General features: G+C 66.6%; 15 protein-coding genes. 5 read left to right on the forward strand and 10 right to left on the reverse strand.

Features of this window, described 5'->3' with window-relative positions:
- A partial coding sequence (locus ACN4F8_RS06180; protein WP_419472746.1) for a methionine biosynthesis protein MetW occupies positions 1-362 on the reverse strand: 362 nt, incomplete at its 3' end.
- A complete protein-coding gene (gene metX / locus ACN4F8_RS06185) occupies positions 362-1528 on the reverse strand; it encodes a homoserine O-succinyltransferase MetX (RefSeq protein ID WP_419472747.1) in 1167 nt (388 codons plus the stop codon). The genes ACN4F8_RS06180 and metX, both read right to left, overlap by 1 nt.
- Positions 1529-1720: 192 nt before the next feature.
- On the opposite strand from metX, the gene ACN4F8_RS06190 reads away from it, so the two are divergent.
- Together ACN4F8_RS06190 and ACN4F8_RS06195 are read left to right on the forward strand one after the other, a co-directional pair.
- Positions 1721-2536, forward strand: coding sequence for a formate/nitrite transporter family protein (locus ACN4F8_RS06190; RefSeq protein WP_419472748.1), 816 nt, complete (start codon positions 1721-1723; stop codon positions 2534-2536).
- Positions 2537-2754: 218 nt separating this feature from the next.
- Complete coding sequence (locus ACN4F8_RS06195) at positions 2755-3183, forward strand: RNA recognition motif domain-containing protein (protein ID WP_419472749.1); 429 nt, start codon at positions 2755-2757, stop codon at positions 3181-3183.
- Between the two features lie 118 nt (positions 3184-3301).
- Here ACN4F8_RS06195 and ACN4F8_RS06200 read toward each other — a convergent pair whose 3' ends face one another.
- From ACN4F8_RS06200 to ACN4F8_RS06215, 4 genes are read right to left on the reverse strand one after another with little or no spacing between them, the layout of a single operon-like run.
- Complete coding sequence (locus ACN4F8_RS06200) at positions 3302-4108, reverse strand: SDR family oxidoreductase (RefSeq protein ID WP_419472750.1); 807 nt, start codon at positions 4106-4108, stop codon at positions 3302-3304.
- 5 nt (positions 4109-4113) lie between these two features.
- Positions 4114-4785, reverse strand: coding sequence for an LPS export ABC transporter periplasmic protein LptC (lptC, locus tag ACN4F8_RS06205; RefSeq protein ID WP_419472751.1), 672 nt, complete (start codon positions 4783-4785; stop codon positions 4114-4116).
- Positions 4782-5345, reverse strand: a complete 564-nt coding sequence (locus tag ACN4F8_RS06210) for a KdsC family phosphatase (RefSeq protein WP_419472752.1) — start codon at positions 5343-5345, stop codon at positions 4782-4784. The genes lptC and ACN4F8_RS06210 overlap by 4 nt, the downstream gene beginning before the upstream one ends.
- Positions 5346-6344 carry a KpsF/GutQ family sugar-phosphate isomerase gene (locus ACN4F8_RS06215; RefSeq protein ID WP_419472753.1) on the reverse strand — a complete coding sequence of 333 codons (999 nt, stop codon included), beginning with the start codon at positions 6342-6344 and terminating at the stop codon, positions 5346-5348.
- A 73-nt stretch (positions 6345-6417) separates the two neighbouring features.
- Here ACN4F8_RS06215 and ACN4F8_RS06220 point away from each other — a divergent pair, with 73 nt between their 5' ends.
- The 3 genes from ACN4F8_RS06220 to ACN4F8_RS06230 all read left to right on the forward strand — a co-directional run bounded on the left by ACN4F8_RS06220 (position 6418) and on the right by ACN4F8_RS06230 (position 10124).
- Entirely contained in the window at positions 6418-8403 is a 1986-nt protein-coding gene (locus ACN4F8_RS06220; protein WP_419472754.1) for a cation:proton antiporter, read from the forward strand.
- Positions 8404-8525: 122 nt separating this feature from the next.
- Complete coding sequence (locus tag ACN4F8_RS06225; RefSeq protein ID WP_419472755.1) at positions 8526-9488, forward strand: MBL fold metallo-hydrolase; 963 nt, start codon at positions 8526-8528, stop codon at positions 9486-9488.
- A 90-nt stretch (positions 9489-9578) separates the two neighbouring features.
- The gene (locus ACN4F8_RS06230; protein ID WP_419472756.1) at positions 9579-10124 is read left to right on the forward strand and encodes an adenine phosphoribosyltransferase; all 546 of its coding nucleotides are present in this window, start codon (positions 9579-9581) and stop codon (positions 10122-10124) included.
- 18 nt (positions 10125-10142) lie between these two features.
- Here ACN4F8_RS06230 and ACN4F8_RS06235 read toward each other — a convergent pair whose 3' ends face one another.
- The 4 genes from ACN4F8_RS06235 to ACN4F8_RS06250 form a co-directional block, all read right to left on the reverse strand.
- The gene (locus ACN4F8_RS06235) at positions 10143-10802 is read right to left on the reverse strand and encodes a hypothetical protein (protein WP_419472757.1); all 660 of its coding nucleotides are present in this window, start codon (positions 10800-10802) and stop codon (positions 10143-10145) included.
- A gap of 101 nt (positions 10803-10903) precedes the next feature.
- Positions 10904-11395, reverse strand: a complete 492-nt coding sequence (locus tag ACN4F8_RS06240; RefSeq protein ID WP_419472758.1) for a Crp/Fnr family transcriptional regulator — start codon at positions 11393-11395, stop codon at positions 10904-10906.
- A 106-nt stretch (positions 11396-11501) separates the two neighbouring features.
- Positions 11502-12896, reverse strand: coding sequence for a tRNA uridine-5-carboxymethylaminomethyl(34) synthesis GTPase MnmE (mnmE, locus tag ACN4F8_RS06245; protein ID WP_419472759.1), 1395 nt, complete (start codon positions 12894-12896; stop codon positions 11502-11504).
- Between the two features lie 168 nt (positions 12897-13064).
- Positions 13065-13302 (reverse strand): YidC/Oxa1 family membrane protein insertase (locus tag ACN4F8_RS06250; RefSeq protein WP_419472760.1); only part of this gene is annotated, 238 nt, incomplete at its 5' end.

A 13302-nucleotide genomic window follows, 5' to 3' on the forward strand; every position in this document is an offset into this window, starting at 1 on the left:
CGGTTGGGCCAATGAGCGAAGTTGGGGAAGGCCACCACGCCGATGCGGCCCACGCGCGCGGTCTCGCGCAACATGGTCTCGGCGTTGCGCAGGTGTTGCAGCGTGTCGATCTGCAGCACCACGTCGAACGCGTTGTCGCCGAAGGTGCTGAGACCGTCTTCCAGGTTGAGCTGCAACACGTTCACACCGCGGCGCACGCAGGCCAGCACCTTGGCATCATCGATCTCCACACCGTAGCCGCTGCAGGCTCGCGTGGCCTGCAGGTGGGCCAGCATGGCGCCGTCGCCGCAGCCCAGGTCGAGCACGCGCGAGCCGGGTGGCACGAGGCGGGCAATGGATTCCATCAGGCGGGTATCGCTCATCACAGGCCTCCCGCGATGGTCTGGTCAAAGTAGGCACGCACCGCGTTGAGGTAACGCGGGTCGTCGAGCAAAAAGGCGTCGTGCCCGTGGGGTGCGTCAATCTCGGCGTAGCTCACGTCGCGCCGGTTCTCCAGCAGCGCCTTGACGATCTCGCGGCTGCGCTTGGGCGAGAAGCGCCAGTCGGTGGTGAAGCTCACCAGCAGGAATTTGGCGCGGGCCTTGGCGAGCGCCGAGCTCAGGTTGCCGCCGTGCTCGCGCGCGGGGTCGAAGTAGTCGAGCGCGCGGGTGATGAGCAGGTAGGTGTTGGCATCGAAGTACTCGCTGAACTTGTCGCCCTGGTAGCGCAGGTAACTCTCGATCTGGAATTCAACGTCTTGCGTGGTGTAACGGTAGGCCAGCTCGGCCGCCGCTGCCGGATCGGCGTCGTTGCTCGACCTCAAACTCCGTCCAAACTTCTCGTTCATCACATCGTCGCTGAGGTAGGTGATGTGGCCGATCATGCGGGCGATGCGCAGGCCGCGCCGGGGCAGCGTGCCCTCGCGCAGGTAATGGCCGCTGTGGAAATCGGGGTCGGTCACGATGGCGCGACGCGCCACCTCGTTGAAGGCGATGTTCTCGGCCGTGAGGTTGGGCGCACTGGCCACCACCACCGCGTGGCGCACACGGTCCGGGTACTGCAGCGTCCAGCTCAGGGTCTGCATGCCGCCCAGGCTGCCACCCATCACGGCGGCCAGGGTCTGGATGCCCATGGCGTCCAGCAGCCGCGCCTGCGCGTCCACCCAGTCCTCCACCGTGACCACCGGAAAGTCCGCGCCCCAGGGCGCTCCGGTGGCCGGGTTGGTGTGGGTGGGGCCGGTGGAGCCGAAACACGAGCCCAGGTTGTTCACGCCGATCACAAAGAACCGGTCGGTGTCCACCGGCTTGCCCGGGCCGATCATGTTGTCCCACCAGCCCTCGCTGCGCGGGACCGGCTTGCCGTGTTCGTCGGCGTGGCGGCCCGCCACGTGGTGAGACGCGTTGAGCGCGTGGCAGATGAGCACCGCGTTGGACCGCTCGGCGTTGAGGGTGCCGTAGGTCTCCACCACCAGCTCGTACGCGGGCAGGCTGGCGCCGCTGCGCAGCGGCAGCGGTTCGGTGAATCGGAACGTTTGGGGCGTGACGATCAATCTGGTGTCCTGTGGGCGGCGCGCGCCCGAAAAAAATCCCGGTGCCGCCAAGAGCGAGACCGGGATGCTGGACCAGGAGTCTCTTCTTTAGCGGCATTTTTAAAGCGCCCGCAATTCTGAACAAATCGGCGCTGAGGAGCCGCAGTATAAATTGAAGCACCTGACAGCGCCGCCCCAACCCCTGCACCACCCATGTCGGAACTCTTCGGACTTGACGCCTACGCACCTCGCGAGGTGGCGCAGCGCGTGGCAAGTGTGGGCGTGGCCAAGGCCCGCATGGCGACCCTGCCTTTGTGCCTGCTGGGCGTGCTGGCGGGTGCCTTCGTCGGGTTGGGCTCGCTGTTTTTCGTCATCGTCAAGGCCGATCCGGCTCTGGGTTTTGCCACCAGCCAGGTGCTCGGCGGCCTGGTGTTCTCGCTCGGCTTGATCCTCGTGGTGGTGGCCGGCGCCGAACTTTTCACCGGCAACAACCTGCTGGCCATGGCCTGGGCCGACCGGCAGATCAGCACCCGCGAGCTGCTGCGCAACTGGGTGCTGGTCTGCCTCGCCAATTTCGTGGGCGCCGTCGGGCTGGCGCTTCTGGTGCATGCGAGTGGTCACACCGGCTTGAACGGCGGCGCCATTGGGCAAACGGTGGTGCGCATTGCCCTGGCCAAACAGGCGCTTCCCTGGCACGAGGCCTTTTTTCGCGGCGTGCTGTGCAACGTGCTGGTCTGCCTGGCGGTCTGGATGGCCATGGCCGGGCGCAGCGTGGTCGACAAGGCGGTTGCCGTCGTGTTTCCCGTCACAACCTTTGTGGCCGCGGGATTCGAGCACAGCATCGCCAACATGTACTTGTTTGCGCTGGCCATGCTGGTGCAACTGCCCGGGCCCGCCGGCCCTGTGGCCGTCACCTGGGCGGGTCTGGCAGGCAACCTCCTGCCGGTGATCGCCGGCAACCTGCTGGGTGGCAGCGTTCTGGTGGGCCTGACCTACCATCTCATTTACCGCCACCGCCCACCGCCTTGAATGCAGGAGGTGGTGTTGTGCGGCCGCGTCGAGGTCAAACGGGGCCGGGGCGTCCTGAAAAATAGCTACTGTTTGCGCAGCATTGCGCGCATAATCCCTCGGCGGGCGCCCCAGGCGCTCGTTTTGACAAGTGATTGGTCGGTTTCGCGTGCTACAGGTTTTTGTGTGCTAACGGGGCTCCATCGCTATTTTTCTCAGTGTTATTAGGAGTCCCGACCATGGGCAACAAACTGTACGTTGGCAACCTGCCATACACCGTTCGCGACGAAGACCTGCAGCAAGCATTCAGCGCTTACGGCTCGGTCAACAGCGCCAAAGTCATGATGGAACGCGATACCGGCCGCTCCAAAGGTTTCGGCTTTGTCGAAATGGGCAACGATGCCGAAGCGCAAGCCGCTGTTGAAGGCATGAACGGCCAGTCCCTGGGCGGTCGCAGCCTGGTGGTGAACGAAGCCCGTCCGATGGAAGCCCGTCCCCCCCGCTCCGGTGGCGGCGGCTTCGGCGGTGGCCGCAGCGGTGGCGGCGGCTACGGTGGTGGCGGCGGTGGCGGCAGCGACGGTGGTTTCCGCAGCCCCTACGGTGGTGGCGGCGGTGGCGGTGGCCGTCGCGAAGGTGGTGGCGGCGGCGGTGGCCGTGGCGGCTACTGATCGACTTCCCCGATCAGCCTGATTCAGCGAAGCCCCGGTTTCGCTGAATCAGCCAAGAAAAAACCCCTGCGGCCCGAGCCTCAGGGGTTTTTTCATGGGCGCTCCTAAAGCGCTCTGGTCAAGCGCCGCTCTTGCCCCCGCCTTGCCGGTGCTTGCGGGCGCGGCCCGACAACGCCCGGTCAAACCAGGGATTGGGCAGCAAGCGCAGCAACTTGGCGACCACGCCCATCTGCCATGGAATCACGCGGTAGCTCACGCCGGCCACGATGGCGTTGAAGGCCCGGTCGGCAAAGGTGTCGGGACTCAGCAAAAACGGCATGGAGTAGCGGTTCTCGCGGGTCAGTGGGGTGTCCACATAACCGGGCAACAGGGTCACGACCGACACCCCGCTGCCGCGCAGTTCACCACGCAGGCTCTCACAGTACGCGACCACGGCGGCTTTGCTGGCGCAGTAGGCGCCGTGCCCCGGCAGGCCCCGGATGGCCGCCACGCTGGCGATGCCCACCAGCGCACCGCTGCCACGCGCAGCCATGGCTGCCACGAACGGGTGGAAGGTGGCGGCCACACCGGTGTTGTTGAGTGCGAAGGTGCGCGCCATCACGTTCAGGTCGTCGCGCTCGGTGGTGTCCATGCCGATGCTCACACCGGCATTGGCGACGACGACATCGGGCACACCCTGGGCGCCCAGGCAGGCAAGCCCTGCAGCCACGATGCTGTCGATGTCGGACACGTCGGCACCGTACACGCGGCAGCGCTGCGCATCCCAGCCGTTCGCATCGGCAAAAGCCTGCATGTCGGCGGTGCGCCGCGCCACCAGCGCCAGGCGGTAGCCGCTGCGGGCGAAACGGGCCGCCAGGGCCTGCCCGATGCCGCTGGAGGCTCCGGTGATGAAGACCAGTGGCGCTGTGGAGGTGTCGTTCGGCATGGTGATCAGCGTGGCACCAGCTGGACTTTGACGCGGCCTTTGAAGTCGGCCACGCCGATATCGCCGCGGTAGTCGAGCGTGTCGGCCACCAGCCGGTCGCTGCCGCGCAGCAAGACCACCGGCTGGTCAGAGATGACACGCTCCGGATCGACAAAGACCTTCAGGTACTGACCGCGGAACTCCAGACGGGGCAACGCCCCGCCATCGGAGCCGACCGCGGCTTCACGCACGACAACAGCGTCGCCCTCCAGGATGAACTGGCTGTTGTCGGCGTTGGTGGTCACCAGCTTCGCGCTGGCCACCGTGGGCCGGCCTTCGGGGCCGATGTTGCGGATGCGTGCGTTGTCGATCTCGATGCGGTCGTCGTCGGGGTGGTGGCGCGCCTCGTCGCCCAGCACTTCCGATTTGAGCGAACCGTCGGCGTCAAAGGCCTTGACCGAAAAACCGCGCATGAAGTAGTCGGGCTCGCTGCTCACCGGGCGGGCGACCTGGGGCGCCTCGGGCGGGGGGGTGGCGCGCAGCAACCAGTACGAAGCCAGTGCCAGCAATCCCATGAGCATCACGGGCAGGTAGATGGCCATGCGATCCCAGAGCTTGGGCTTGCGCCTGGGGGCGCGCGCGGCGGGCTCGGTGAGGTCGACGGTGTCCAGGAAATCCAGCGGATCGGACGTGCTCATTGCGCGGCCACCTCCAGCTCGCGGGCATAGGCCCCACGGGCCACGAGCAACAGGTCGCACAGGTCGCGCACCGCACCGGCGCCCGGCAGCCGCGTGGTGACGTGGTGCGCCACGGCCAGCACCTCGGCGTGCGCGGTGGAGGGCGCGCAGGCGAACGCGGCACGGCGCAGCATGGGCAGGTCGGGCCAGTCGTCACCCATGGCCGCAGCGGCGCTCCAGTTCAGGCCGAGCTCGCTCAAGATTTCCTCGGCCGCCGGGCGCTTGTCTTCGGTGCCGAAACGCGTGTGCACCACGCCCAGGGCCTTCAGGCGCATGCGCAGAGCCGCCGAGTCGCGGCCGGTGACCACCGCCGGGGTGATGCCGGCGCGCTGCAACAGCTTGATGCCGTGGCCGTCCAGCGTGTGAAAGCGCTTGAGCGCCTCGCCCGACTCGCTGAAGTACAGACCGCCGTCGGTGAGCACGCCGTCCACATCGAAGAACACCACGCGGATGTCCTGCGCCATCAGCAGCAATTCGGGTGCGAAGTTCAGGGCCGGGCGCAGGGCGGGCAGGGCGTTCATTCAGATGACTTTCGAGCGCATCAGGTCGTTGGTGTTGAGCGCCCCGATGAGCTGGCCGTCGGCGTCCACCACCAGTACGCTGGTGATGCGGCTGGCCTCCATCACGCCGGCGGCTTCCACCGCCAGCGCATCGGCAGCCACGGTGCGTGGGTTGGGGTGCATCACGTCGCTGGCGCGCAGGGTCCGCAGGTCGGCGCTGCTGCCGGTCTTTTCGATCAACCGGCGCAGGTCGCCGTCGGTGAAGATGCCGAGCACGCGGTCCTCGGCATCCACCACCGCGCTCATGCCCAGGCCCTTGGCGCTGACCACACCCATGAGCTCCATCAGGCTGGCGTGGGGCGCAACGCGGGGCACATCGGCGCCGCTGCGCATCACATCGCGCACATGGGTGAGCAGCTTGCGCCCGAGCGCGCCACCGGGGTGCGATCGGGCGAAGTCGTCGGGCTTGAATCCGCGCGCATCGAGCAGGGCCACTGCGAGTGCGTCGCCCATGGCGAGCTGGGCGGTGGTGCTGGCGGTGGGAGCGAGGTTGTGCGGGCAGGCCTCTTTGTCGACCGAGCTGTCCAGCACGGCGAGTGCATGGCGCGCCAGCGTGGACCCGGGCCGCCCAGTGAGGGCAATCAGGGGCACGCCCATGCGCTTGATGAGCGGCAGGATGGCGTTGAGCTCTTCGCTCTCGCCGCTGTTGCTGATGCCCAGCACCACGTCGGCGGCGGTGATCATGCCCAGGTCGCCGTGGCTGGCTTCGGCCGGGTGCACGAACATGGCCGGCGTGCCGGTGGAGGCCAGCGTGGCCGCAATCTTGCGGCCGATGTGGCCGCTCTTGCCCATGCCCATGACGACCACACGCCCCCGACAAGCCAGCACACTGGCCACCGCCCTGGAGAAGGAGTCGCCCAGGCGCTGGGCCATGGCGGTGACGGCCTGTGCCTCAATGCTCAGCGTTTCCTGGGCCATCGTCAGGGCACGGGCGGCATCGAAGTTGGTCGGCGAAGTCATGAGGTTCATTATCGCCGTGGGCCTGGCGGACACAGCCACCTGTGGATACACCGCTGGCCGTTAACATGCCCGCATGACCTCTCTCGACATAGCCCTGCTGTACCTGCTGGCTTCCGTCATGGGGGTGGTCGGTTGCAGGCTGCTGCGCTTGCCGCCGATGCTGGGCTACCTGGTGGTGGGGGTACTGATCGGACCCAACGCGCTGGCGCTGGCGCAAGACTCCAGCGGCATCCGCTACCTGGCGGAGTTCGGTGTGGTGTTCCTCATGTTTGTGATCGGGCTGGAGTTCAGCCTGCCCAAACTGCGCGCCATGAAACGCCTGGTGTTCGGTCTGGGTCTGTCCCAGGTGGTGCTGACGTTGCTGATCACCACCGTGGCTTCGATGGCCCTCACGCTGCTCTTGCCTGTCTGGTGGAACATCAGCTGGCAGACCGCCCTGGCGCTGGGTGGTGTGATGGCCATGAGCAGCACGGCCATCGTGATCAAGCTGACGGCCGAGCGGCTGGAGCTGGAGTCCGAACACGGCAAGCGGGTGCTGGGCATCCTGCTGTTCCAGGATCTGGCCGTGGTGCCGCTGCTGGTGATCATTCCCGCGCTGGCGGCCGAACCGGAAGACCTGCTGATCGCGCTCGGGTGGGCCAGTGTGAAAGCGGTGCTGCTGCTGGGGCTGCTGCTCACCGGCGGGCAAAAGGTGATGCGCTGGTGGCTCACGTTGGTGGCGCGGCGCAAGAGCGACGAGCTCTTCATGCTCAACCTGCTGCTGATCACGCTGGGCCTGGCCTGGCTGACCGAACACGCCGGCCTGTCGCTGGCACTGGGCGCCTTCGTGGCGGGCATGCTGATCTCGGAGACCGAGTTCAAGCACCAGGTGGAGACCGACATCCGCCCGTTTCACGACGTGCTGCTGGGCCTGTTCTTCATCACCATCGGCATGATGCTCGACTGGCGCATCGTGCTCGACAGCTGGCTGATGGTGCTCCTGCTGCTCACCTTGTCGGTGGGTTTCAAGCTGGCGCTCATCACCGGACTCACGCGGGCGTTTGGAGCGCCCATGGGTGTGGCCTTGCGCACCGGGCTGTACCTGGCGCAGGCGGGTGAATTCGGTCTGGTGCTGCTCACGCTGGCCGGCAACAACAACCTGATTCCGCCCGCCCTGTTCAACCCGATCCTGGCCTCCATGGTGCTGTCGATGCTGGCCACGCCGTTCGTGATCATGTACGCCAACACCATCGTGACGCGACTGGTGGGCAGTGACTGGCTGATGCAGTCGGTGCAGATGACGAGCATCGCGCGCAAGGCGATCAACGCCGACAAGCACGTGATCATTTGCGGCTACGGCCGCTGCGGGCAAAACCTGGCCCGCCTGCTCGAAGCCGAAGGCATTCCCTACATGGCGCTTGACCTCGACCCCGACCGCGTGCGGCAGGCCGCCGCCGCCGGCCACTCGGTGGTGTTTGGCGACGCCGCGCGCCTGCAGGCGCTCATGGCCGCCGGCCTGCACCGCGCCAGCGCCGTGGTGGTGACGTACCTCGACACGGCCAGCGCGCTCAAGGTGCTGCGCCACACCCATGTGCAGGCGTCGAACGTGCCGGTGGTGGTGCGCACGGTGGACGACGTGGACCTGGACAAGCTGCGCGCAGCCGGTGCCACCGAGGTGGTGCCCGAGGCCATCGAAGCCAGCCTCATGCTGGCCAGCCACGCGCTGGCACTGGTGGGCGTGCCCATGCGCCGCGTGATCCGGGTCGTGCAAGACCAGCGCGATGCGCGCTACAACCTGCTGAAGGGCTACTTTCACGGTGCCGACGACGACGGTGCCGACGAGATCGACCACGAGCGGCTCAACACCGTGACCCTGCCCCCCGCCGGACGCACCGTGGGCAAGACGCTGGAGAGCCTGGCACTGCATGCGGTGGGGGTGCGGGTGGTGAGCCTGCGCCACGCCAGCGGCATACCCGCCCCATTGAACGATGACACCGTGCTGCAAGGCGGTGACACGCTGGTGCTCAGCGGCAAGGCACCGGCGCTGGCGCTGGCCGAGGACAAGCTCTTGTCGGGTTGAGGCACGTCAGCGGCCTGCGCACGCGGAAACCCCGAACCTCGAGTGGGCATTCAGACCTTGGGGTATGGCGCGCGACTGAGCGGTATGTATGCTCGCGGTTTTCCTTTTCTGGAGACTTCTTCATGATGGACCGCCGCTTGTTTCTGGGTGCTGGCGTGGCCGGCGCCTCAGCGCTGACCTTCTCGTCGGTGTTTTCGCAAAATACCCCCAACCTCGGCGCACCCACCCTGCCGGAGCCGGGTTTTCGCAAGATGAAGCTGGGCGCCATGGAGATCATTGCGATCAATGACGGCGCCCTGCGACGCCCGCTGGGTGAAGAATTCGTGCGCAATGCGCCGCTGGAGCAGGTCAAGGCCATGCTCGCCTCGCAAAACCTGCCCACCGACCACGTGGACATCCCGTTCACGCCCTACCTCATCGTCAGCGGCAACACCAAGTTCCTGATCGACACCGGCTTCGCCGACAACGGCCCGCCCACCACCGGTCGCCTGGCGGCCAACATGGCTGCGGCGGGGTACAAGCCGGAAGACATCGACCACGTGATCATCAGCCACTTCCACGGCGATCACATCAACGGTTTGATCAAGAAGGACGGCACGCTGACCTTCCCCAAGGCCAAGGTGCATGTGCCCGCTCCGGAAATGGCCCACTGGATGGACGACGCCAAGATGGCCGCCGCACCGCCCGCCGCGCAGGGTGGTTTCCAGAACGCCCGCAAGGTGTTGGGTGCCATCCCGGCCGACCGCCTGGTGCGTTTCGAGCCCGGCGCCGAACTCGCCCCGGGCATCCAGTCGTCGGCCGCCTTCGGCCACACGCCGGGCATGGCGGTGTTCACCGTGCGTTCTGAAGGACAGTCGTTCATGTACACCGCCGACGTGACCAACGTGCCTTCGCTGTTCGCGCGCAGCCCCGACTGGGCGGTGGCGTTCGACATGGACGCCGAGATGGCCCGCCAGACGCGTCGCCGCATCTTCGACGCGCTGGTGAAGGACAAGATGGCCATGGGCGGTTTCCATTTCCCGTTCCCCGCACTCGGCACGCTGGAAGCATCCGGCAACGGTTACCAGTTCAAACCCATGGCCTGACAGGGTCGCCATGGTCTCCTGCCCCGGCCTGCGCGCCGGGGTTTTTTTTGCGCGGCCGATAATCGACCACTCCCCCACGACCCCACGCCCATGGACACCTCTGCTTTCCTCAAAGCCCACATCCGAACGGTGCCCGACTGGCCGGCACCCGGCGTGCAGTTCCGCGACATCACGCCGCTGCTGCAAGACCCGCATGTGTTTCGTGTGCTGATCGACGCCTTCGTGCACCGCTACATGGACCCGGCCCTCAAGCCCACCGTGGTGGCGGGGCTGGACGCTCGGGGTTTCATCATCGGCTCGGTGCTGGCCTACGAGCTGGGCGTGGGGTTCGTGCCGATCCGCAAGAAGGGCAAGCTGCCCTTCACCACGGTGGAAGAAACCTACGAGCTGGAGTACGGCAGCGCCACGGTGGAGCTGCACACCGACGCGGTGAAAGCGGGTGACCGGGTGGTGTTGATCGACGACCTGATCGCCACCGGCGGCACCATGATGGCTGGGCGGCGCTTGCTGGAAAAGCTGGGTGCTGTGGTGATGGAGGGCGCGGCCATCGTCGATCTGCCCGAACTGGGCGGCTCACAGAAGCTGAAGGATTCCGGTCTGGCGCTCTTCACCCTGGTTGACTTCGCGGGCCACTGAGCACCGGGCCCGGCCAGCTCAGAGCTTGCCGTGTTGCGTTTCGCTGAGCGCTGCGAAATCGCTGTGGGATTCGGGAATCGGCAGGGCCGCTTCTTCGGTGGAAGCAAACGGTGGCTGGGCCGCGTTTTGCAGCACCGCCCTGAACGCATCCACTTCGTCCGTGCCCAGGGCCTGCATCGGGGCGTGGGAAGAGCGGATGTTGGGCTTGGGAATCGCCGTGGGGTTGAACAGCTCGGTGTCCCGCCGCGTCTGCGCAGACACCGCCGCACGCAACGCCACGCCCACCTGATCGTGCACCGCGCGGCGGCGCCAGTACACCGAACGCACCTGCATGCCGTGGCGGGCTTTGGCGCTTTGCTGAATCCAGCTCTCGATCTCCAGCAGATATTCGTCGGGCATGCCTTCGGCGGGCAAGGCCAGATCCACCAGCACCAGGAAGCAGTCGCCGTTGGCGTCCAGCGTGAGCACCTTGAACTCGTAGCTGGTGGACAGCACACCCGCGCGGATCAGCGACTCGCGCACCACGCCGAACAGCTGTTCGCGCCGCAGGATGCGCCGACCCTTGCGCGGCGAAATCAGCGGCAGCGTGGTGTTGCCAAACGACTTGCGCGCACGCGCCAGCCGGCCCTTGCCCGATGTGTTGGTTTTCTTGGCTTGCAGCCAGCTCATGAATGACATGGTCACAGTGTGCACGAGGCGTTGTGCTGAAGTGGTCTGAATAAGGGTGCGAACACGGCCCTGCTCTTGCGCGAGGTCCGCCACCAGGCGAGCCGCGGTCATCAGGTGACCGCCACCCGCTTGGGCTTGTTGTACATGCGCCGGGCCAGCACAGCCGACATGGACACCGTCAATTCCAGGGCAATTTCGGGGTGTCGGATGGAGAGTTCGCGAAAGCGCAACGGCGTCATGCACCAGAGGCGGCAATCGCTGCCGGCGTGCACCGTGGCGCTGCGGGGCAGGTGGCTGAAGAAGGCGCCTTCACCCAGCAACGAGCCCGAGCCCACCACGGCGATGCGCACACGTTCCTTGTCGTCTTCGTAGTGCACGGTGAGCGTGCCGCTCTCCACGAAGTACACCGTGCGGTCTTTCACCCCTTGCTCGATGAGCACCTGCCCCTGCTGCAACGCCACGGGTTGCAGGTAGTTGGCCAGCAAGGGCCACTGGTTGTCGGCGAGGTTCAGGGGCACCGCGTCCAGCGCGCTGCTGTGCCGCATGGACTGGGCCAGGCCATTGATGTCGAAGCGCAAGGATGTCGGTGGTGTGACATGCATCACGCCAAGATACCCGCGCCCCACATGCCCGCGCAAGCTGTAATTACCTGTGTTTACATCTGCACCGCCCAGCGGCATTCGCAGCGTTCCGGGCGGCGCCGCTGGCCTACTTTCCGATGCAGAAACGCGAAAAGATCTCGCCCAACAAATCGTCGGCGGTGAACTCACCGGTGATCGCGCCCAAGGCCCGTTGCGCGAGGCGCAGCTCTTCCGCCAGCAGGTCCAGGTGCTCGGCCCGCGCGGCCAGCAAGGCATCGGCCTGCACCAGGTGGTCGTCCACCAGCGCCAGCGCCTGCAGGTGGCGTGCGCGCGCCATGAACAAACCATCACCCGGCTGCTGCCAGCCCGCCAGGGCCAGCAGGCGCTGGCGCAAGGCTTCAAGGCCCTCACCCCGCTTGGCCGAGATCGCCACACCGTCCCGGAGGTCGATGTGCAACGCGGGGTTCTGATCGAGCTTGTTCCACACGTGCACCACCGGCACACCGGCCGGCACGGCCTGCGCCAGGCTGGCCGCAATGGCGGCGTCGGCATGTTGGTAGATGGCCGTGTCGGTGCGGGTCAGGTCGTGCAGGAACAGCACCACGTCGGCTTCACGAATGCGGCCCCAGGCGCGCTCGATGCCGATCTTCTCCACCTCGTCCACATCGGGGCTGTCGCGCAGGCCGGCGGTGTCGACCACATGCAGCGGCACACCTTCGATCTGGATGGTCTGTTGCACCACGTCACGCGTGGTGCCCGCCACCGGTGTGACGATGGCCAGCTCAGCACCGGCCAATGCGTTGAGCAACGAGCTCTTGCCGGCGTTGGGCTGGCCGGCAATCACCACCTGCAATCCGTCGCGCAGCAGCGCGCCCTGCCGGGCCTGCGCCTGCACCGCAGCCAGCGCCTCGCGCAAGCGCCGCAGTTGCCCGGTGGCGTCGGCCTTCTGCAAGAAGTCGATGTCCTCTTCGGGGAAATCCAGCGTCGCTTCCACCAGCATGCGCAGGTTCACCAACGCATCGCGCAGGCCATGAATGCGGCCGGAGAAGACCCCGGCCAGCGAGCGCGATGCACTGCGCGCGGCCGCTTCTGTGCTGGCGTCGATCAGGTCGGCCACAGCCTCGGCCTGCGCCAGATCGAGCTTGTCGTTGAGGAACGCGCGCTCGGTGAATTCACCCGCGCGGGCCACGCGCAAAGCGGGCAACACATCGCGCCCCACCTCCAGGCAACGCGCCACCAACAGCTGCAACACCACCGGCCCGCCATGACCCTGCAGCTCCAGCACGTCTTCCCCGGTGTAGGACTGCGGACCCGCAAACCACAAGGCCAGACCATGGTCGATGGGCTGCCCCGCCGCATCGGCAAACGGCAAATAGGTCGCCTCGCGCGGCGTCAACACACGCCCCAACAACGCCAGCACAAACGCCCCCAACCCCCGCCCCGACACCCGAACAATGCCCACCCCACCCCGACCGGGCGCGGTGGCAATGGCAACGATGGGATCACGCGAGGCAGCGAGCATGGGGAGTGAGCATAAAGGGCCAAGCCCAGAAACAACGAGGGCCTGCAAAGCAGGCCCGGCGGGTAGAGAGAAGCTGCCTTCACCCCAGGGGCGTCAAGGGTCCGGCTCCGCCGGCCCAAGACGCCGTCCCCCCTTGAGGGGGGAAGCCGCGTCAGCGGCGCAGGGGGGTCACTTGAAACTGGGCATGCTGAACTTCAACGGCACGCCCATGCCCTTGTTGATGTAAGCCTGCTGGAAGATGGTCAGCACGTTGTTCGTGATCCAGTACAGCACCAGGCCGGACGGGAAGAAGAAGAACATGACCGAGAACATCAGCGGCATCAGCCACATCAGCTTGGCCTGCAGCGGATCGGGCGGCAGCGGGTTGAGCGCGGTCTGGATCATGGTGGTCACGGCCATCACCAGC

This window comes from Hydrogenophaga sp. (assembly GCF_048549895.1).
Classification (GTDB): Bacteria; Pseudomonadota; Gammaproteobacteria; order Burkholderiales; family Burkholderiaceae_C; genus Hydrogenophaga.